19 protein-coding genes are annotated in these 17,595 nt (G+C 72.2%); 7 read left to right on the top strand and 12 right to left on the bottom strand.

The window, feature by feature from the left end; translation table 11 throughout:
• Nucleotides 1-2 precede the first annotated feature (2 nt).
• Nucleotides 3-1,967: a galactose oxidase-like domain-containing protein gene (locus ACFV9T_RS06265; protein ID WP_385437033.1), complete on the top strand. Its 1,965-nt coding sequence runs from the start codon at nucleotides 3-5 to the stop codon at nucleotides 1,965-1,967.
• Nucleotide 1,968: 1 nt separating this feature from the next.
• On the opposite strand, the gene ACFV9T_RS06260 is transcribed toward ACFV9T_RS06265, so the two are convergent.
• From ACFV9T_RS06260 to ACFV9T_RS06235, 6 genes are all read right to left on the bottom strand, one after another.
• Entirely contained in the window at nucleotides 1,969-3,045 is a 1,077-nt protein-coding gene (locus ACFV9T_RS06260; protein ID WP_385437032.1) for a glycoside hydrolase family 6 protein, read from the bottom strand.
• A 156-nt stretch (nucleotides 3,046-3,201) separates the two neighbouring features.
• Nucleotides 3,202-3,531, bottom strand: coding sequence for a hypothetical protein (locus ACFV9T_RS06255; RefSeq protein WP_385437031.1), 330 nt, complete (start codon nucleotides 3,529-3,531; stop codon nucleotides 3,202-3,204).
• 12 nt (nucleotides 3,532-3,543) lie between these two features.
• Nucleotides 3,544-3,855: a hypothetical protein gene (locus tag ACFV9T_RS06250; RefSeq protein ID WP_385437029.1), complete on the bottom strand. Its 312-nt coding sequence runs from the start codon at nucleotides 3,853-3,855 to the stop codon at nucleotides 3,544-3,546.
• 32 nt (nucleotides 3,856-3,887) lie between these two features.
• Nucleotides 3,888-4,586 carry a class F sortase gene (locus ACFV9T_RS06245; RefSeq protein ID WP_385437027.1) on the bottom strand — a complete coding sequence of 233 codons (699 nt, stop codon included), beginning with the start codon at nucleotides 4,584-4,586 and terminating at the stop codon, nucleotides 3,888-3,890.
• Nucleotides 4,579-5,130 (bottom strand): hypothetical protein, encoded by a 552-nt coding sequence (locus ACFV9T_RS06240; RefSeq protein ID WP_385437025.1) that lies wholly within the window; start codon nucleotides 5,128-5,130, stop codon nucleotides 4,579-4,581. Before ACFV9T_RS06240 ends, ACFV9T_RS06245 begins: the two co-directional genes overlap by 8 nt.
• 93 nt (nucleotides 5,131-5,223) lie before the next feature.
• Nucleotides 5,224-6,006, bottom strand: a complete 783-nt coding sequence (locus ACFV9T_RS06235; protein WP_385437024.1) for an HAD-IIA family hydrolase — start codon at nucleotides 6,004-6,006, stop codon at nucleotides 5,224-5,226.
• A gap of 156 nt (nucleotides 6,007-6,162) precedes the next feature.
• On the opposite strand from ACFV9T_RS06235, the gene ACFV9T_RS06230 reads away from it, so the two are divergent.
• On the top strand, nucleotides 6,163-6,357 hold the full coding sequence (locus ACFV9T_RS06230; RefSeq protein WP_385437022.1) for an antitoxin: 195 nt from the start codon (nucleotides 6,163-6,165) through the stop codon (nucleotides 6,355-6,357).
• A gap of 11 nt (nucleotides 6,358-6,368) precedes the next feature.
• On the opposite strand, the gene ACFV9T_RS06225 is transcribed toward ACFV9T_RS06230, so the two are convergent.
• The gene (locus ACFV9T_RS06225; RefSeq protein WP_385437020.1) at nucleotides 6,369-7,730 is read right to left on the bottom strand and encodes a hypothetical protein; all 1,362 of its coding nucleotides are present in this window, start codon (nucleotides 7,728-7,730) and stop codon (nucleotides 6,369-6,371) included.
• Between the two features lie 117 nt (nucleotides 7,731-7,847).
• Complete coding sequence (locus ACFV9T_RS06220) at nucleotides 7,848-8,954, bottom strand: ROK family protein (protein ID WP_385437134.1); 1,107 nt, start codon at nucleotides 8,952-8,954, stop codon at nucleotides 7,848-7,850.
• Nucleotides 8,955-9,001: 47 nt separating this feature from the next.
• On the opposite strand from ACFV9T_RS06220, the gene ACFV9T_RS06215 reads away from it, so the two are divergent.
• From ACFV9T_RS06215 to ACFV9T_RS06195, 5 genes are all read left to right on the top strand, one after another.
• Nucleotides 9,002-10,105: a Gfo/Idh/MocA family oxidoreductase gene (locus ACFV9T_RS06215; protein WP_385437018.1), complete on the top strand. Its 1,104-nt coding sequence runs from the start codon at nucleotides 9,002-9,004 to the stop codon at nucleotides 10,103-10,105.
• Nucleotides 10,102-10,587 carry a heme-degrading domain-containing protein gene (locus tag ACFV9T_RS06210; protein WP_385437016.1) on the top strand — a complete coding sequence of 162 codons (486 nt, stop codon included), beginning with the start codon at nucleotides 10,102-10,104 and terminating at the stop codon, nucleotides 10,585-10,587. The genes ACFV9T_RS06215 and ACFV9T_RS06210 overlap by 4 nt, the downstream gene beginning before the upstream one ends.
• Nucleotides 10,588-10,641: 54 nt before the next feature.
• On the top strand, nucleotides 10,642-11,997 hold the full coding sequence (locus tag ACFV9T_RS06205; RefSeq protein ID WP_385437014.1) for a DHA2 family efflux MFS transporter permease subunit: 1,356 nt from the start codon (nucleotides 10,642-10,644) through the stop codon (nucleotides 11,995-11,997).
• Between the two features lie 7 nt (nucleotides 11,998-12,004).
• On the top strand, nucleotides 12,005-12,511 hold the full coding sequence (locus tag ACFV9T_RS06200) for a GNAT family N-acetyltransferase (RefSeq protein ID WP_385437013.1): 507 nt from the start codon (nucleotides 12,005-12,007) through the stop codon (nucleotides 12,509-12,511).
• A 100-nt stretch (nucleotides 12,512-12,611) separates the two neighbouring features.
• Nucleotides 12,612-14,600 (top strand): sulfatase-like hydrolase/transferase, encoded by a 1,989-nt coding sequence (locus ACFV9T_RS06195; protein ID WP_385437012.1) that lies wholly within the window; start codon nucleotides 12,612-12,614, stop codon nucleotides 14,598-14,600.
• A 22-nt stretch (nucleotides 14,601-14,622) separates the two neighbouring features.
• Here the strand turns inward: ACFV9T_RS06195 and ACFV9T_RS06190 are convergent, their stop codons facing one another.
• The 4 genes from ACFV9T_RS06190 to ACFV9T_RS06175 form a co-directional block, all read right to left on the bottom strand.
• Nucleotides 14,623-15,489, bottom strand: coding sequence for a fumarylacetoacetate hydrolase family protein (locus tag ACFV9T_RS06190; RefSeq protein ID WP_385437011.1), 867 nt, complete (start codon nucleotides 15,487-15,489; stop codon nucleotides 14,623-14,625).
• 119 nt (nucleotides 15,490-15,608) lie between these two features.
• The gene (locus ACFV9T_RS06185; RefSeq protein ID WP_385437010.1) at nucleotides 15,609-16,307 is read right to left on the bottom strand and encodes a YidC/Oxa1 family membrane protein insertase; all 699 of its coding nucleotides are present in this window, start codon (nucleotides 16,305-16,307) and stop codon (nucleotides 15,609-15,611) included.
• Nucleotides 16,308-16,424: 117 nt separating this feature from the next.
• Entirely contained in the window at nucleotides 16,425-16,745 is a 321-nt protein-coding gene (locus ACFV9T_RS06180; RefSeq protein WP_385437008.1) for a DUF6412 domain-containing protein, read from the bottom strand.
• Nucleotides 16,746-16,793: 48 nt separating this feature from the next.
• Entirely contained in the window at nucleotides 16,794-17,573 is a 780-nt protein-coding gene (locus ACFV9T_RS06175; RefSeq protein ID WP_385437006.1) for a class E sortase, read from the bottom strand.
• Nucleotides 17,574-17,595: the final 22 nt, after the last annotated feature.

Genomic DNA, 17,595 nt, shown 5'->3' with positions numbered 1-17,595 from the left:
ACGTGAAGTACCGACCGAGTCGCCGCACCCGCCGCTTCGGAATCGGTGCGGCGGCCGTGACCGTGCTGGCCGGGATGAACGGACCGGCGCTCTACCGATTCAGCTCCGAGCAGTATCACGATTACAAGATCAACCAACCGGAGTACAAGGCCGAGAACGGCCATTGGGGCGTGGTGAACGTCCCGGAGGAATATCGGATCAATACGATCCACGCCGCGCTGCTCCACACCGGCAAGGTGCTGCTGGTCGCCGGTTCCGGGAACAACGCCAAGAACTTCGACGCCAAGTCCTTCCGTACGGTCCTGTGGGACCCGGAGAAGAACACGTACCGGAACATCCCCACGCCCAAGGACCTCTTCTGCTCCGGGCACACCCAGCTGCCGGACGGCAAGCTGCTGGTGGCGGGCGGCACCCAGCGGTACGAGAAGCTCAAGGGCGACGTCGAGAAGGCGGGCGGACTGATGTTCGTCCACAACGAGGACCCGGACAAGCCGAAGACCTTCCCGTCCGGGACGCGCTTCACGGGCAAGGAGAACGGCAAGACCTTCGAGTCCAAGGACCCGGTCCTCGTCCCGCGCGCGAAGAAGAAGACGAACGCGAAGACGGGAAAGGTGACCGTCACCGCCAGCACGGCGCGGGTCTATGTCGAGGCGCGGCAGAAGGGCAAGAAGCACCAGACCGGGACCGAGGACAATTACCGGATCGCCGGGCTGAAGGGCAAGGACAAGCAGAACTACTACGGCATCGCGCAGAAGCTGTCGTTCGACAAGAAGGACTTCCAGGGCATCAAGCAGGCCTACGAATTCGACCCGGAGTCGGAGCGGTACATCACGGTCGACCCGATGAACGAGGCCCGCTGGTATCCGACCCTGACGACCCTCCAGGACGGCCGGGTGCTGTCGGTGTCCGGGCTCGATGAAATCGGCCAGGTCGTGCCGGGCAAGAACGAGATCTACAACCCGAAGACGAAGAAGTGGAAGTACCTGCCGAAGCAGCGCTTCTTCCCCACCTACCCGGCGCTCTTCCTCACCGAAAAGGGCCGCGTGTTCTACACCGGGTCGAATGCCGGATACGGGCCGGACGACAAGGGCCGCACCCCGGGGATCTGGGATCTGAAGAGCAATAAGTTCCAGGTGGTGCCGGGCATCAGCGACCCGAAGCTGCTGGAGACGTCGATGTCGGTCATGCTGCCCCCGGCGCAGGACCAGCGGTTCATGGTGCTCGGCGGCGGTGGCGTCGGCGAGTCCGCCGAGGCCACGGCCGGGACCCGGATCGTCGACCTCAAGGACGATCAGCCGCGGTTCAAGGACGGACCGGATCTGTACGAGAAGGCGCGCTATCCGAGCAGCGTCATCCTGCCGGACGACCAGATCCTGACCACCAACGGCTCCGGCGACTACCGGGGCCGCAGCGACACCAATGTGCTGAAGGCCGAGCTGTACGACCCGGAGACCAACCGCACGCGCGGGGTCGCCGATCCGCTGGTCGGCCGCAACTACCACTCGGGCGCGCTGCTGCTGCCGGATGGGCGGGTCATGACCTTCGGTTCCGACTCGCTGTTCCAGGACAAGGCGAACACCAAGCCGGGCGAGTTCCAGCAGCAGATCGACCTCTACCGGCCGCCGTATCTGTACCGGGACTCGCGGCCCAAGCTGGACGCCGAGGGCGGGCCGAGGACGGTCAAGCTGGGCGGGACGACCGCGTACAAGACCGCGCACGCCTCGGCGATCAAAAAGATGCGGCTGATCCGGCCCAGCTCCTTCACCCATGTGACCAACGTCGAGCAGCGGTCGATCGCACTCGACTTCAAGCGGACGAAGGACGGCGTTTCGGTGACCCTGCCGAAGGACCCGTCGCTGGTGCCGCCGGGCTACTACATGCTGAACGCGGTCGACGACCAGGGGACGCCGTCCAAGTCGGTGTGGGTGAAGGTGCCCGCGGCGGCCTCGAAGGCCGCCGCACGCTGAGCTATGTGGCGTTCCGGGCGAGGTCCAGTGCGTAGCGCGGCCACCACTGGCCCGCCTGGGGGCCGCCCTTGCAGGGGCCGTCCGACTCGCCCGGGCGCTTGATCCACAGGTAGGCGTCGACCTTCTGGTCGCCGGTCTCGGTGGTCGGCGGGTCGCCGAGCGCCCGGCCCTTCGGATTGCACCAGGCCTCCGGGTCGTCCTTGCCCGGAGCCGGGCCGTTCCCGTTGCGGCCGGTGTCGATCACGAACGGCTTGCCGCCGACCATCGCGGACAGCTTCCGGCCGTAGGCCTTGTTCTCGGCGGTGCTCTGGAAGTTGGAGATGTTGAGCGCGAAGCCGTCCGCCTTGGCGATCCCGGCCCGCTTGAGCGGCCCGGCCATCGCCTTCGGGTCCTTGATCCAGTGCGGGTTTCCGGCGTCCAGATAGACCTTGGTGCGGGGCAGGCCCTTGAGCTTGTCGACGGCGCCGGTGAGCAGGTCGTACCGCTCCTCGTGGAACTTCTTCGGCGTACAGCCGTCCGCCACGTGGGGCAGCGCGTCGGGCTCCAGGATCACCGTGGCCGGGCGGTTGCCGATGCCCCGGACGGCCTTGTCGAGCCACGCCCGGTAGGCGGCACCGTCCGCCGCGCCGCCCTTGGAGTACTGGCCGCAGTCGCGGTGCGGGATGTTGTAGAAGACCAATAACGCGTCGCGGTCCTCATGCGCGGCGGCCTGGGTGAAGCCGCGCGCTTGGCCCTCCGGGTTGTCCACCCCCAACCACTCCGCGACCGGCTGCTCGGCGATCTTCTGTATCAGCCGGGCGTCGTCGTCCTTCTTCGCCTTGCGGTACGCGGCGACCTGTTTGGCGGCGCTGCCGTCGGGGTTGACCCAGTACGGCACGGTGGCCTTCGGGCGCTGCTTCTGACGGTCCGGCGGGGCCGCGTTGTTCTTCTTGGGGCTCTCGGAGGCGCCGAAGCAGCCGGTGAGCGTCGCGAGCGACAGCAGCGCTCCGGCGGCCGCCACGCCATTGCGCCGGAGATTCCGCTTACGGTTGTGGTGGCGGGCAACAGTGTGCCGACGGCCGGTGTAACTGCCGTACATCCACTCCCCCTTGGGTGCACGCTCCGGGGGAGGAAAGTGAGCCCCCGGGTGGGACAAGCCGGTCGAATCCATCCTTGCACAGGGCCCCTGCCGCCCGGGCCCGCATCCTCAATGGGCGGCGGGTTTTCGCCCGTCCGGCGCGATTCGCACGGCGTTCTACCGGCGGAAGCGGCGCCGCAGGCCCCGGCGGAGGCGGCCGCGGCGCGGACCACGGGCCGCCGAACGGGGCGAACCGAGACCGCGGCTGGCCGGATGCCAGGGAGGGGCGGGGGACTCGATCGGTGCCTTGCGTTCCGCTTGCGCCCTGACCTCCAGGTGGGACTGATACCCCGACACCTGCCACGCCTGGTCATGCGCCGCCACGGCCGCGCGGATCGCCGACCCCGCGACGCCCCGGCGGCGGGCCACGACGGCCAGCCAGGCGAAGCAGCCCATAACGGCGGCCAGCGCGCCGATGAAGACCAGATACGGAAGCCATCCGCCCATACCGCCACGCCCCTACGAATCGTGCCCGTCGCGTCCGTCGCGTCCCGTACGGCGGAAACGCACCACCCCTGTGTCCAGATCCAGCTGAACCGGAGGCGGCCCCTCCGCCGGCCTCACGTTCTTGCGCACCCGCTCCTGTTCCATGCCCTGCCGCAGCACCCGCGCGCCGGGGTCGACCTCCTGGACGAAGTCGGAGCCGATCGACAGCAACGTCTTGCGCTTGCACCAGTAGATCCAGCCCCGGCGCTCCATCCATAACAGCACGCGATCCGCGAGGAACGCGGCGACTCCGAGCGCCGCGACGCCCCCCACTACGAGCAGCACGGTGGTCACCATGACCGGAGAACGGGCGGGCGTCAGCCCGCGTTCCCGGGGGTGGCGGGGGGCGGCGAGGTCTTCGTCAGGTAGGCGGAGACGACCACGTTCGCCGAGTACGTCCGGGTCTCGCGGTCGAAGCGGCCGCCGCAGGTGATCAGGCGCAGCTCCGCGCGGCCGCCGGTTCGGGGGCCGTACACGCGGCGCGCGTCGAAGCGTTTGGCGGTCACCATCGCCACGTCCTCCACCGTGAACTCCGCCGTCGAACCGTCCGACCGCGCGACCCGGACCGTCTCGCCGCGCCGGAGGTCGCGCAGCCGGTAGAAGACGGCGGGCTTGGAGCGGGTGTCGACATGGCCGACCAGCAGCGCCGCCCCCGGCGTGCCCGGTTCTGGCCCGCCCCGGTACCAGGCGACGGAGTCCGCGCGGCTGAAGGACGGCGGCTTCACCGCGCCCTTGCGGTCCAGGCCCGCGCCGATGACCGGGGCGTGCACCCCGGCCGCCGCGATGTCCACGCGCTGCGGCCGGGCGGCCGGAAGCGGGGCGTGCGCGGCGGGCAGCGGATGGGCCGGGGGGCGGCCGACGGCGGCCGCGTCCCCCGTCATGGGCGCCGGGGCGCCCGTACCGTCGGTGATGTCCCGGCCCCACATCCACAGCCCGAGCAGCAGCGCCACCCAGGCCAGGCCCATGGCCAGCCGTCCGGCTCCGGCGCCGGTCCCGGGAAAGCGCGTCTCAGACATCGCCGCCCACCCGCTGCCGCTGCCGTCGCCGCCGTACCGCGAGCCCGGCGACGGCCACCGCCGTACCGCCGGACAGGACCAGGCCGTACGTCTCCGCGCCGCCGAGGCCGCCCCGCACCCGGCCGCCGGTATCGGTGGGCCGAGGGGCACCGCCGCCGCCCGCGTGCACGGGCGCGACGGGCGAGGGCGGGCGCTCCACGGCCACGGACACCTTCCCGGTGCCGGTGCCCGGGTCCGCGCCGCCGCCGCAGTCGACGGCGACCCGGTGCGCGCCCTTGGTCGCCGTCGAGCGGATCGTCGCCTCGCTGAACAGCCCGTCGCCGTCGGGGGTCAGCTCCGCGTCGCTGACGAACACCGGCGAGGTGGCCGTCGCCACCCGGCCCTGGCATCCGAAGGCCCGCACCTCCACCTCGGCGCCGGGCGCGATGGCGAGCGGGCTGACCCGGATCGTGGCGGTGCCGTCGTGGCGGTGGTCGGCGAGTGCGGGGCCCGAGGCGATGAGGCAGAGAGTCGCCGTACAGAGTGTGAGGGTGCCGATGCGCATCGTGAACCTCCCACTTCGAGGCTCACGCGCCGGGCCGGGCCCCGCATCCGCTGCGGCCCCGGCCCTGCGCCGAACGGGTGCGTCAGACGACGCTCAGACGACGCGGTCCACGAGGTCCGCGATCGAGTCGACGACGGTCGACGGCCGGTACGGGAAGCGGTCGACCTGGTCGGCCTGGGTCACCCCGGTGAGCACGAGGAACGTCTCCATGCCCGCCTCCAGCCCGGCCCGTACGTCCGTGTCCATGCGGTCGCCGATCATCGCGCTGCTCTCGGAGTGCGCCCCGATCGCGTTCAGCCCGGCCCGCATCATCAGCGGGTTCGGCTTGCCGACGAAGTACGGCTCCTGGCCCGTCGCCTTGGTGATCAGCGCCGCGACCGAGCCGGTGGCGGGCAGCGCGCCCTCGGCCGAGGGGCCGGTCTCGTCCGGGTTGGTCGCGATGAACCGGGCCCCGTCGTTGATCAGGCGGATGGCCTTGGTCAGCGCCTCGAAGCTGTACGTACGCGTCTCGCCGAGCACGACGTAGTCCGGCTCGACGTCGGTCAGTACGTAGCCGATGTCGTGCAGGGCGGTCGTCAGCCCCGCCTCCCCGATGACGTACGCGGTGCCGCCGGGGCGCTGCTCGTCCAGGAACTGGCCGGTGGCCAGCGCAGACGTCCAGATGTTCTCCACGGGGACATCGAGGCCGATACGGGACAGCCGGGCGTGCAGATCGCGCGGGGTGTAGATCGAATTGTTCGTGAGCACGAGGAACGGCCTGCCGGACTCGCGCAGCCGCTTGATGAAGGCATCGGCCCCGGGCACCGGTATGCCCTCGTGCATCAGCACCCCGTCCATGTCGGTGAGCCATGACTCGATCGGCTTGCGCTCTGCCACTGGTTGCTCTCCGCTCGGCTTGACCGTTTGACCGTTCGACCGTCTGGGCGACGTCAACAGCCTAACCGGGGGCTCCGGAGGCTCGGCGCGACAGACCCGCACAGGTGTCCGATCCTGAGGGGAGGGGGAACGCGAGCCGACGGTTAGGAGACCGCCATGGGCATCATGGACAAGCTGAAGGACGCGATCGCCAAGAACCCGGACAAGAGCCGCCAGGCCGCACGCAAGGGGGCGGACGCCGCAGACAAGAAGACCGGCGGCAAGCACTCGGACCAGATCCAGCGGGGCTCGGACAAGGTCGACGACGAACTCCGCCGCCGGGGCGAGGGGCCCCGGGGCGGTGAGCGGTAGCGGTAGCGTCCTCAGCGCCTAGCGCGCCGGGACTTCACGACGAGGGCGACGCCCCCTGCGAGGAGCCCGACACTGACGACGCCGAGCCCTGCGAGCCGGACGTTCTGCCCGGTCGCGGCCAGCTCGGGCTTCCAGTGCCGGGGGCGGTGGGCGTCGTCCTCGTCGTCGTGCGCGCCCTTGTCGGTGCCGTCGTCCTCGTCGGGGGCGGTCGTGTCGGATCCGGGGTCTTCGGAGGCGGGCGGGGTTTCGGTTCCGGGTTCGGTTCCGGTGTCGTAGCCGGGGTCAGTGCCGGTCTCGCTACCCGTATCGGTGCCGGGATCGGTTTCGGTCTCGGTTCCCGGGTCGGTTTCGGTCTCGGTGCCGGTCTCCGTGCCCGTCTCGGCGTCTGCGCCGGTGTCGGAGGAGTCCGCCTCGGCGCCCGTGTCCGTGTCCGCGTCCGCGTCCGTCTCCGTACCGAGATCCGTCTCGACGTCCAGATCCTCATCGGTACCGGAATCCGCCAGATCCTCGGTGCCCTGATCCGTCTCGCTGTCGGCGCTCGGAGGTACCGCCACCGGGCTCCGGTCCAGGCGGCGGGTGGGGCTCGGCGCGACGCTCGGCTCAGCGGGCTCGGCGCTCGGCTCGGCGCTCGGCTTCGTCTCCGGTACGGCCGGTACGGGCGGTGCATCCGGTACGGGCGATACGGGCGCGCTGTCCGCCCCCGACGTACCGTCGTCCGCGTCGGCGTCCGTCCCCGCCCCCGCCCCCGCGTCGATCCGGAACGCGTAGTCGTTCGACTGCCCGACCCACCCCCCGTCGTCCGCGCGCCGCTGTACGGCGATGGCGTTGGCCGTGACCGGGCCCAGGGGCGCGTCGGAGGTGAAGCGGGAACGTATGTCTACGTCGACGGTCTTCCCCGCCGGGACCGTGAACCCCTTGAAGTCCTTCTCGAACACCCCGATGTTCTCGTCCTCATCGGTCGTCTGGAACGAAACGTCCCGCCAGGTGCCGCCGTCCGCATACGGGTCCAGGAACTCCAGCTGGATCTGACGCGGCCGCAGCGCGTGCCCCTGGTCGACCAGGACCGTGACGGGGTGGACCGCCCGGCATCCGGTGTCCGTGGTGTTGCGCAGTTCGAGGTGCCACTGCTGCCACCGCCCACCACGTGCGAAGTGGTCCGGCCCACCGCGCAGCCGGGTCTCTATCGGGAAGTCGTCGGCGGTCTCGTCGCCGCAGGTCGGGGCGGGTTCGGGCGCGGCGGCGTGCGCGGGCGCTCCGACCCCGTACAGGGCCGGGGCGAGCGCGAGCGCGGCCGCAGGGAGCGCGGTACGAAGAGACAGGGCCGTACGAAGGGACAGGGCGGCGCGGAAGGACAGGGCGGTAGGCAGGCGCATGGGTGACCTCTGCTGGCAGCGGCGTATCCCCGAGCACTCCGCCACATTCCGCGTGCGCACGCCGACACACCGCCGGGGCGGCCGATTGACCCCGGCTGGCCGTCAACAAACCCTCGATCAGCCCAATGCGAAGAGCGGCGCGAGCACCAGCTGTGCCGCCCCCTCGACCACCGCCCGCGCCCCACCCCGTACGACGTCGACCGGGACCGTGGGGCGGTTGGTGCGGGCGGCGTCCTCGGCGAGCACGGCGGCCACGCCGCGTACATAAGACTGAGAGGCGGCCAGCACCACCCGGCCGCCGAGCAGCACCCGGTCGATGTCGAGGAGCCGTACGAGGTTGGCCGCGCCGACGCCGAGCAGCCGGGCCGCGCGCTCCTGCGCGCCCCGGGCCACGGCGGCCAGGCACAGGGCCTCCAGACAGCCGTAGTTGCCGCAGCCGCAGCGCGGGCCGTCGAGCTGCACCACCTGGTGCCCGAACTCCCCCGCGTCCGTCCGCGCCCCCCGGTACACCCCGCCGTCGAGCACGAGCCCAGCGCCGAGACCGGTCCCGAGGTGCAGATACGCGAAGGAACCTGTGGCCGGGGCCGCGAGGCCGATGGCGGCGGCGTTGGTGTCCTTGTCGAGGACGACGGGCAGACCGAGCCGCCGGGCGAGCGCGTCGCGCAGCGGGAGCCCGTCCCACTGCGGGAAGCCGGTGACCCGGTGCAGTACGCCGGAGCCGTGGTCGAGCGGGCCGGGCGCGGCGACGCCGACCCCGAGCAGCCCGCCCGCCGCCGCCGTATCGCCGATCAGCGCCTCGACCTCCGACGCCGCCGCCGACAGGGCCCGGTCCGCCTCGGCGCCGAAGTCGAAGCGTGCCGTACGGAGGGCCACCGGCGTGCCCGCGAGGTCGACCAGGACCGCCGTCAGCTCGTCGCGGTCCAGGTGGAGGCCGATCGCGTGGCGGGCGTCCGGGACCAGGCGGAGCACGGTGCGCGGCTTGCCGCCGGTCGAGGCGCGGCGGCCCGCCTCGGCGGCCAGGCCCTCGTCCCGCAGCCGGGCGGTGATCTTGCTGACGGCCTGCGGAGTGAGGCCGGTGCGGTCGGCCAGCTCCAGCCTGCTGACGCCGTCCTCGCCCGCGTCGCGCAGCAGGCGCAGGACGAGGGCGGCGTTATGGCTGCGCAGGGCGGACAGATTGGCTCCGGGCCCGGCCGCCCCCGACATCGTGCTGTTCACACCACCCATTGTGGTCATCGCTTGCGCTTTAGCAACACTGTTGTCAAAGTGGCGCCATGGATGCCAACAGCAGGGATGACAGCAGTGCCCTTCGCGCAGGACTGATCGGTTACGGCCTCGCGGGCTCCGTCTTCCACGCCCCCCTGATCGCCGCCGCCGAAGGCCTCGCCCTCGACACCGTCGTCACCGCCAGCCCCGAGCGGCAGCAGCAGGCCCGCGACGAGCACCCGGGGGTGCGGATCGCCGCGTCCGCCGACGAGCTGTGGGCCCGCGCCGGTGAGCTGGACTTGATCGTCATCGCCTCCCCCAACCGCACCCACGTCCCGCTCGCACGCGCGGCGCTCCAGGCCGGGCTGCCGGTCGTCGTGGACAAGCCGCTGGCCGCGACCGCCGCCGAGGCGGAGGAGCTGGCCGCGCTCGCCGAGGCGCGCGGGCTGCTGCTGAGCGTCTTCCAGAACCGCCGCTGGGACAACGACTTCCTCACCCTGCGCTCGCTGCTCGCCGACGGCGCGCTCGGCGAGGTGCTGCGCTTCGAGTCGCGCTTCGAGCGGTGGCGGCCGCAGCTCAAGGGCGGCTGGCGGGAGTCCGGCGACCCGGCCGAGATCGGCGGGCTGCTGTACGACCTGGGCAGCCATGTGGTCGACCAGGCGCTCACCCTCTTCGGCCCGGCCGCCTCCGTCTACGCCGAGGTCGACGTACGCCGTAGCGGGGCGGAGGCCGACGACGACACGTTCATCGCCATCACCCACACGAACGGCGTCCGCTCGCAGCTGTGGATGAGCGCGATCACCGCCCAGCTCGGCCCGCGCTTCCGGGTGCTGGGCAGCAAGGCGGGCTACGTCAAGTACGGCCTGGACCCGCAGGAAGCGGCACTCCGCGAGGGCCTGCGCCCGGCCGAATCTGCGGCGTGGGGCGCCGAGCCCGAGACCGCGTGGGGCCGCCTCGGCGCGGGCGAGTCGCCGCTGACCGGCGGCGGACGGCCCGTCCCCACCGCCCCCGGCGACTACCCCGCGTACTACGCCGCCATCGCCACCGCCCTCCGCGACGGCACCCCGCCCCCGGTCACCGCGGCCGAGGCGGCGGCGGCGCTGCGGGTGCTGGAGGCGGCCCGGGTGTCGGCGACGGAAGGCCGTACGGTCCACATCGGAGGCACCGCATGAGCACCCCTGCGTCCGAACTCACCGACCTCATCGCCCAACTGGAGGAGCAGGAGCGCCGACTGCGCTTCTCGTCCTTCTCCAACGACGACGCCTGGCTCCTCGGCTGCCTGATCGCCGACATAGCGGGGACGCGCGGCGCGGCCATCACCATCGGCATACGCCGCAACGGCCAGCGCCTGTTCCACCGCGCCCTGTCCGGCACCTCGGCCGACAACGACGCCTGGCTGGAGCGCAAGTGCCGGGTCGTCGACCGGTACGCCGCCTCCTCCTATCTCGTCGGCACCCGCTTCCGGGCGAAGGGCACGACCTTCGAGGAGGCCTCCCGGCTCGACCCCGACCGCTACGCCGCGCACGGCGGCGCCTTCCCGCTCCATGTGACCGGTGCGGGCGTCGTCGGCACGATCGCCGTCTCCGGGCTGCCGCAGGCGGAGGACCACGCGCTGGTGGTGGAGGCCCTGGAACGGTTCCTCGACCTGCGCTGACCTGCGCCATCGCTTCGCCGGGTGCCGAAGCTTTCCGCACCTACGGTGACGTGCATGCCGACGAAAACCCCTGCCGTTCTGTCGTGCGCGCTGGTCGCGGTGTGCACGGGCTACTTCATGGTCATCCTGGACAGCACGATCGTGAACGTGGCCCTGCCCGCCCTGCGGACCGATCTGCGGGCGGGCGTGAACGGCCTTCAGTGGGTGGTCGACGGCTATCTGCTGGTGCTGGCGGCCGGGCTGCTGTCCGGCGGGGCGCTCGCGGACCGCTTCGGCGCCCGGCGGGTGTTCCAGGCCGGGCTCGGGGTGTTCGTCGCGGCGTCGCTCGGCTGCGGGCTGGCCCCCGACGTCACGGTGCTGGTGCTCGCGCGGGTGGCGCAGGGAGCGGGCGCGGCGCTCTCGGTACCGGCCTCGCTGGCGCTGCTGCGGGCCGCGTACACCGACCGGACGGCGCGCGCCCGCGCGGTCGGGGTGTGGGGCGGCATCGCCGGGGTGGCCGCGGCGGGCGGCCCGCTGCTCGGCGGGGTGCTGGTGGCCGCGACGGGCTGGCGGTGGGTGTTCTTCGTCAACGTGCCCATCGGGCTGGCCGCGATGGCGCTGACCGCGCGGTACGTTCCGGCGCCGCGCGCGCGGCCCGGCCACGGGCTGGACCCGGCCGGGCAGCTCACCGGCGTCGTGGCGCTGACCGCGCTGGCGCTCACCATGATCGAGGGCGGGCGTTCGGGGGTGAACGCGCTGGTGGCCCTCAGCGCCCTGGTGTTCGTCCTGGCGGGCGCCGCGTTCGTCGCCGTCGAACGGGCGGTGCGCGCGCCGATGCTGCCGCTCGGGCTGTTCCGTACGCCCACCTTCGCCGGGGGCACGGCGGTCGGGCTGCTGATCAACCTCGGCTTCTACGGCGAACTCTTCGTCGTCAACCTCTCCTTCCAGCAGACCCTGCACTACTCCGCGCTGCTCGCCGGGCTCGCGCTGCTGCCGCAGATGGGCGTGGTGGCGGCCGGTTCATGGCTGTCCGGACGCTTCACCGCCCGGGTCGGCAGCCCACGGCCCACGCTGCTCATCGGCCTGATCACGGGCGGGGTGGGGCTGCTCGGCATGGCCGCTTCGGCCTCTCAGGCTCCGTATGCGCTGCTGGTGCTGCCGCTGATGGCCACCGGCTTCGGGATGTCGTTCTCCATGCCCGCCGTGACGACGGCCGTCACGGACGGCGTGCCCGGTGAGCGGGCCGGGCTCGCCTCCGGCGTGATCAACGCGGCCCGCCAGACCGGTGGCGTCGTCGGCGTCGCCCTGCTCGGCGCCCTGGCCGGTGGGGGCGCGGTCGCCGGGCTGCGGACGGCGCTGGCCGTCGCGGGGCTGGCGTTCCTCGCCGGGGCCCTGATAACCCTGCGCACCGTCGACCGCGCCATGCCATGATCCTGCGGTGCCCGCCGCCCAGATACGCCCCCGCACCGCCCAGGACCTGGCGTCCTGCGTCAGCGCCCTCGCGACCGTCCAGCGGGCCGACCGCTACCCGGTCCACTGGCCCGAGGACCCGGAGGGCTGGCTGACCCCGCACGACATGCTCGGCGCCTGGGTCGCGGCCGAAGGCCCCGCCGTACTCGGCCATGTGGCGCTCACCCGGACCGATCCCGCGCTCGCGAACGCCATCGGCGCACCGGCCGAGGAACTGGCCGCTGTGGCCCGGCTGTTCGTCAGCACCACCGCGCGCCGCCGCGGCCTGGCCGCCGAACTGCTCGGCCACGCGGCCCGGTCGGCGGAGGCGGACGGGCTGCGGCCCGTACTGGAGGTCGACTCGGGCGCCACTGCGGCCATCGGCCTGTACGAGCGCGCCGGGTGGCGCTTCGTCAGCGCCATGACCGCCGACTGGCACACCGCGAACGGACAGCTGGCCGTGGTCCACGCGTACAGCGGACCTGCTGGTCATTGAACACTTCCGGCCTCCGGACCGTACGGGGTGACGGCGGCCCTTGACCCCCGAGCCTGGTCCGCCGTGCCACCACCGGGCCCCGCACGGAAGGACCTTCGGGATGCGTCAGCTGCCGGACAAGGACGACGCCGACAAGGCTGCCCCGAAGGAGGGCGAAACCCCGGAGGACCGCTCACCGGAGCGGGACCCGGACGCCCCTGCCGAGGGCCAGGGCAGAGACCCCGGCCCCGAGAGCGACGGCGAGGCCGAGGACAAGGACAAGGACAAGGCCGAGCCCGAAGCCGCCGACGACAAAGCGGCCGAGGACGAGGCCACCGAGGCCGACGACACGGCACCCGCCGAGCTGCTCGGTGCCGCCACCCCCGGTGACGGCGCCGACGACGACGGCCCGGACCCGGCCGCGACCGGCGGACGCGGTGGCTGGCGGGGGCGGTATCCCGTCGCGGCGCGGGCCCTGTCGTGGACGGTCACCGGGCTGTCCCTCGCGCTGGTCTTCGTCGCGCTGCTGCTGCCGCAGAAGCTGGAACTCCTCACCACCGAGCACTTCGCCCGCATCCCGGTGGAGCTGATCTTCGGGGCCGGTCTGCTGCTGCTCCTGCCGACCGTCGCGCGGCGGGTGGTGGCGGTGCTGGCGGGGCTGTTCCTGGGGGCGCTGGCCATCCTGAACATGCTCGACATGGGCTTCAACGAGTTCCTGGGCCGCGGCTTCAACGTCGTACTCGACTGGATCCTGTTCGACGACGCCCAGGCGTACCTGGAGGACTCGGTCGGCCAGACGGCCGCCGCGGCCGCCGTGGTCGGGGTCGCGGTGCTCGTCCTCGCCGTGCTCACCCTGATGGCGCTCGCGGTCCTCCGTATCGGCAACGTCATGGCCCGCAACAGCGTCGTGGCGACCCGCACCACCCTCGTGGCCGGGACCGTCTGGGTCGCCTGCGCGTCGGTCGGCGCGCAGGTCGCGGGGTTGCCGGTGGCGTCCCGGAGCACGTCCGCGCTGGTGCAGGACCGGGCGGAGCGGGTGGAGAAGACCATCAAGGACGAGGAGGAGTTCAAGAAGATCGCCGCCTTCGACACGTACGGGGACACCCCGGGCGACCAGCTGCTGACCGGGCTGCGCGGCAAGGACATGATCTTCACCTTCATCGAGAGCTACGGCCGCAGCGCGATCGAGGACCCGGCGATCGCGCCCGGCGTCGACGCGACGCTCACGAAGGCGACCAAGCGTCTGGACAAGGCCGGATACGCCGCCAAGAGCGGCTGGCTCACCTCGGCGACGTACGGCGGCAACAGCTGGCTGGGCCACTCCACGTTCCTGACCGGGCTGTGGATCGACAACCAGAACCGCTACCGGACCGTCACCGCGGGCGATCACCTGTCCATCCCCCGCGCCTTCCAGCGCACCGGCGCCTGGCGGACGGTCGGCATCATGCCGGGCGTCCAGAAGAACTGGCCGGAGGGCACGTTCTACGGCCTCGACCACGTCTACGACTCGCGCGAACTGGGCTACAAGGGGCCGAAGTTCAGCTGGTCGACCATGCCCGACCAGTACGCGCTGAAGGCGTTCGAGCAGCTGGAGCACGGCAAGAAGCACGACAAGCCGCTGATGTCGCAGATCATCCTGACCTCCAGCCACCAGCCCTGGGCGCCCATCCCGAAGACCATCCCGTGGAGCAAGGTCGGGAACGGCTCGGTCTACAAGGGCATCCAGAAGGCGGGCAAGTCGCCCGAGGACGTGTTCACCGACTCGACCCAGGTGAAGCAGGAGTACGGCAAGTCCGTCCAGTACTCGGTGAACAGCCTCATCGACTACGTGATCAAGTACGGCAGCAAGGACACCGTGCTCGTCTTCCTCGGCGACCACCAGCCGCTCGCCCGGGTCAGCGGCAACAACGCGAGCCGGGACGTGCCGATCTCGATCGTCGCCCGTGACCCGAAGGTGCTGGACCGGATCGCCGACTGGAAGTGGGCAGACGGCCTGATGCCCCGCGCGGACACCCCGGTGTGGAAGATGAACAGCTTCCGCGACCGCTTCTTCAAGGCGTACGGCTCGACGCCGAGCGCCAAGACCAAGGTGCCCACGTCATCTAAGTAGCGGGCGGGCGCCGCCTCCGGCGTCAGGCGTCCTTGAACTCCTGGCGCTGGCGGCCCAGTCCGTCGATCTCCAGCTCCACCACGTCCCCGGCCCGCAGATACGGCTTGGGCTCGGGGCGGCCCATGGCGACGCCCGCCGGGGTGCCGGTGTTGATGACGTCGCCCGGGTAGAGGGTCATGAACTGGCTGAGGTAGCGGACCACCTCGGCGACGCCGAAGATCTGCTCGGCCGTCGTGCCGTTCTGCTTGATCTCGCCGTTGACCCACAGCCGCAGGCCGAGGGCCTGCGGGTCCGGGACCTCGTCGGCGGTGACCAGCCAGGGGCCCAGCGGGTTGAACGTCTCGCAGTTCTTGCCCTTGTCCCACTGGCCGCCGCGCTCGATCTGGAAGGCGCGCTCGGAGACGTCGTGCGCGACCGCGTAGCCCGCGACGGCGGCGAGGGCCGCCTCGTCGGAGTCGAGGTAGCGGGCGGTGCGGCCGATGACGATGGCCAGCTCCACCTCCCAGTCCGTCTTCAGGCTGCCGCGCGGGACCAGCACCGTGTCATCGGGGCCGATGACGGTGTCGGGCGCCTTCATGAAGACGATCGGCTCCTCCGGGAGCGGGGCGCCGGTCTCGGCCGCGTGGTCGTGGTAGTTCAGCCCGATGCACACGATCTTGCCGATACGGCCCAGCGGCGGGCCGACCCGTACGCCGCCGTCCTGGATCACCGGCAGCGCGTCGGCGCCCTCGGCCGAGGCCGCCGCGCGGATGCGGGCGAGGGCCGCCTCGTCGGCGAGCAGGGCCCCGTCGATGTCCGGGACCAGGCCGGACAGGTCGCGGAGGGTGCCGTTCTGGTCGAGGAGGGCCGGGCGTTCCGCCCCGGCCGGTCCGACGCGCAGCAGCTTCATCCTCACAACTCCCTGGGCTCAGGACGGTGGGCAGGGGCGACTCCATGGCCTCTGGCCGCTCGATCCTCCATGAGCCCCTTCCACCCCGCAAGACCCCGTTCACGGACTGGACCGGGGCCTCACCGGCCGCGGAGCAGCAGGGCCCGCTCCACCGCGGTCCAGGTGGTGGTGGTCGCGAGGTAGAGCGCGGCCGCGAGGGGCACCACGGCGGCGGTGAGGAGCGTGCCGAACGAGAGCAGCGGCAGCACCCGCGCCAGCCCGGCCGCCCCGGGGGCCCCGGGGACCGCCGCCACGGGAGCCGCGTCGCGGGCCGCCTTGCGAGCCCGCAGGTACGTCCAGGTCGCGACGGCCGCGATCAGCGCGAACAGGCCGAGGTAGACCAGCCCCTGCTGACCCACGAGCGCCCCGCCCCAGCGGCCGTCGAGCGGCGCTCCGGCCAGCGTGTGGTCGAGCAGGTCCCCGGCGCCGCTGCCGGTGGAGAACACGTGGTACATGACGAAGAAGACCGGGAGCTGGATCAGGGTCGGCAGGCAGCCCGCCAGCGGGGACGCGCCCTCCTTCGTCTGCAGGTCGGCCATCGCGCGGCGCAGCCGCTCGGGGTCGTTCTTGTGCTTGCGGCTCAGTTCGGCGATCTTCGGCGCCAGCGCGGCACGGGCCTTCTCACCGCGCGCCGCCGCCCGGGCGAGCGGATGGAGCGCGGCCCGGACGCACAGGGTGAACAGGACGATCGCGGCGGCCGTCGCCGAGGCGCCGAACAGCGGATCGAGCCGGTCGGCCAGGGTGGTCAGCAGGGTGCCGAGGGATGCGAAAACAGACATGGGAGCCCTCCACGGGTCTCGTCACGGAGAAGAACAGATCGGCGTGACGAGCCGCGTGGGCGCGGCGGAGTGCAGCGGGCACTGCGGGTACTGCGGCGATGCTGCGGGTGCGTGCGCCTACGCGGCCGTCGGAAGGCGACGGCCGGGCGCCCGGGGCCTGGGGCGGCCCGCGGCATCGGGGTCCCGCTGCGGCAGGAACGCGGTGCGGCGCTCCCGGTCCCGTATCGCGGTGCGTATGCGCCCCGGGGGCGCGGGCACCCGGGCCCGGGCGGCGAGCACCGCGCAGGTCAGCAGCGCGGCCGCGACGGCGGCGGTGGCAGCGGTGGTGGCGGCGAGGGCGACGGCGCTGATCAGCCCGGTCTGGGTGAGCAGGGTGCCGGTCAGCAGGAAGAGGAGCACGCCCAGGTGCATACGCAGCGTCTCGACGCGATGGACCATCCGGCTTCCCCCCTTGTTCCGCCGCTTCTCAACTCGGCTGCCTTCAGTCTAGGGGGCACCTCCGACAACGCGCGGTGCGGCCAGCGTCAGCCGGGCCCACACCACCAACCGGTAGCGGGAGGTGTATTCGGGGGTGCAGGTGGTCAGCGTGAGATACGAGCCGGGCTCGGTGAAGCGGTAGCGCGGATGCGCCGAGCTGTACGGCACCTTCGCGATCACCGTGCCGTCGGAGGGCGAGGTGCGCGGCAGGGTGCGCTCGACCACGTACGTATAGCGGGCGTGGTACGTCTCGACGCTCACCTTGTCCCCGGGGCGCAGCTCATCGAGGTGGCGGAACGGTTCGCCGTGGGTATTGCGGTGGCCCGCGAGCCCGACGTTGCCGAGCTGGCCCGGCTGGGCGGTTCCCGGGTAGTGGCCCACGTACCCCCGGTTGAGCACCTTGGACTTGCTGATGCCCTCGGCGATGGGGGCGGTGAGCCCGATGCGCGGGATGCGGAGCACCGCGTACGTCTGGTCGCGGCGCGGGGCCCCGTCGCGCAGGGTCACGGTCACCTCCGCGTCACCCTTCTTACGGGACGTAGCACCCGCATCCCCGGATTCCGTAGGGCGGCGCTCCGTACCGTCCGTACTGGACGAGGCCGTCACCGAGGGCTCCTCGGCGCTCCACCGCCGCTCCAGCTCCACCACCTGGCGCTTCGCGCCCTGCCGCGCCTCCCGGTTGGTCCACCACAGCTGATGGACGACCAGCAGGAGCACGACGAGCCCGATGGTGACGGCGACCTCGCCGCCGGTCCACAGCACCCGGGCCAGTAAACGTCGTCGCCGCACACCGACCTCCCCACCCAGGCCA

The sequence above is a fragment of the Streptomyces sp. NPDC059850 genome (assembly GCF_042731515.1).
Lineage (GTDB): Bacteria > Actinomycetota > Actinomycetes > Streptomycetales > Streptomycetaceae > Streptomyces.
The sequence above is the reverse complement of the archived record's forward strand: the minus strand, read 5'-3'. Positions and strand labels throughout refer to the sequence as shown.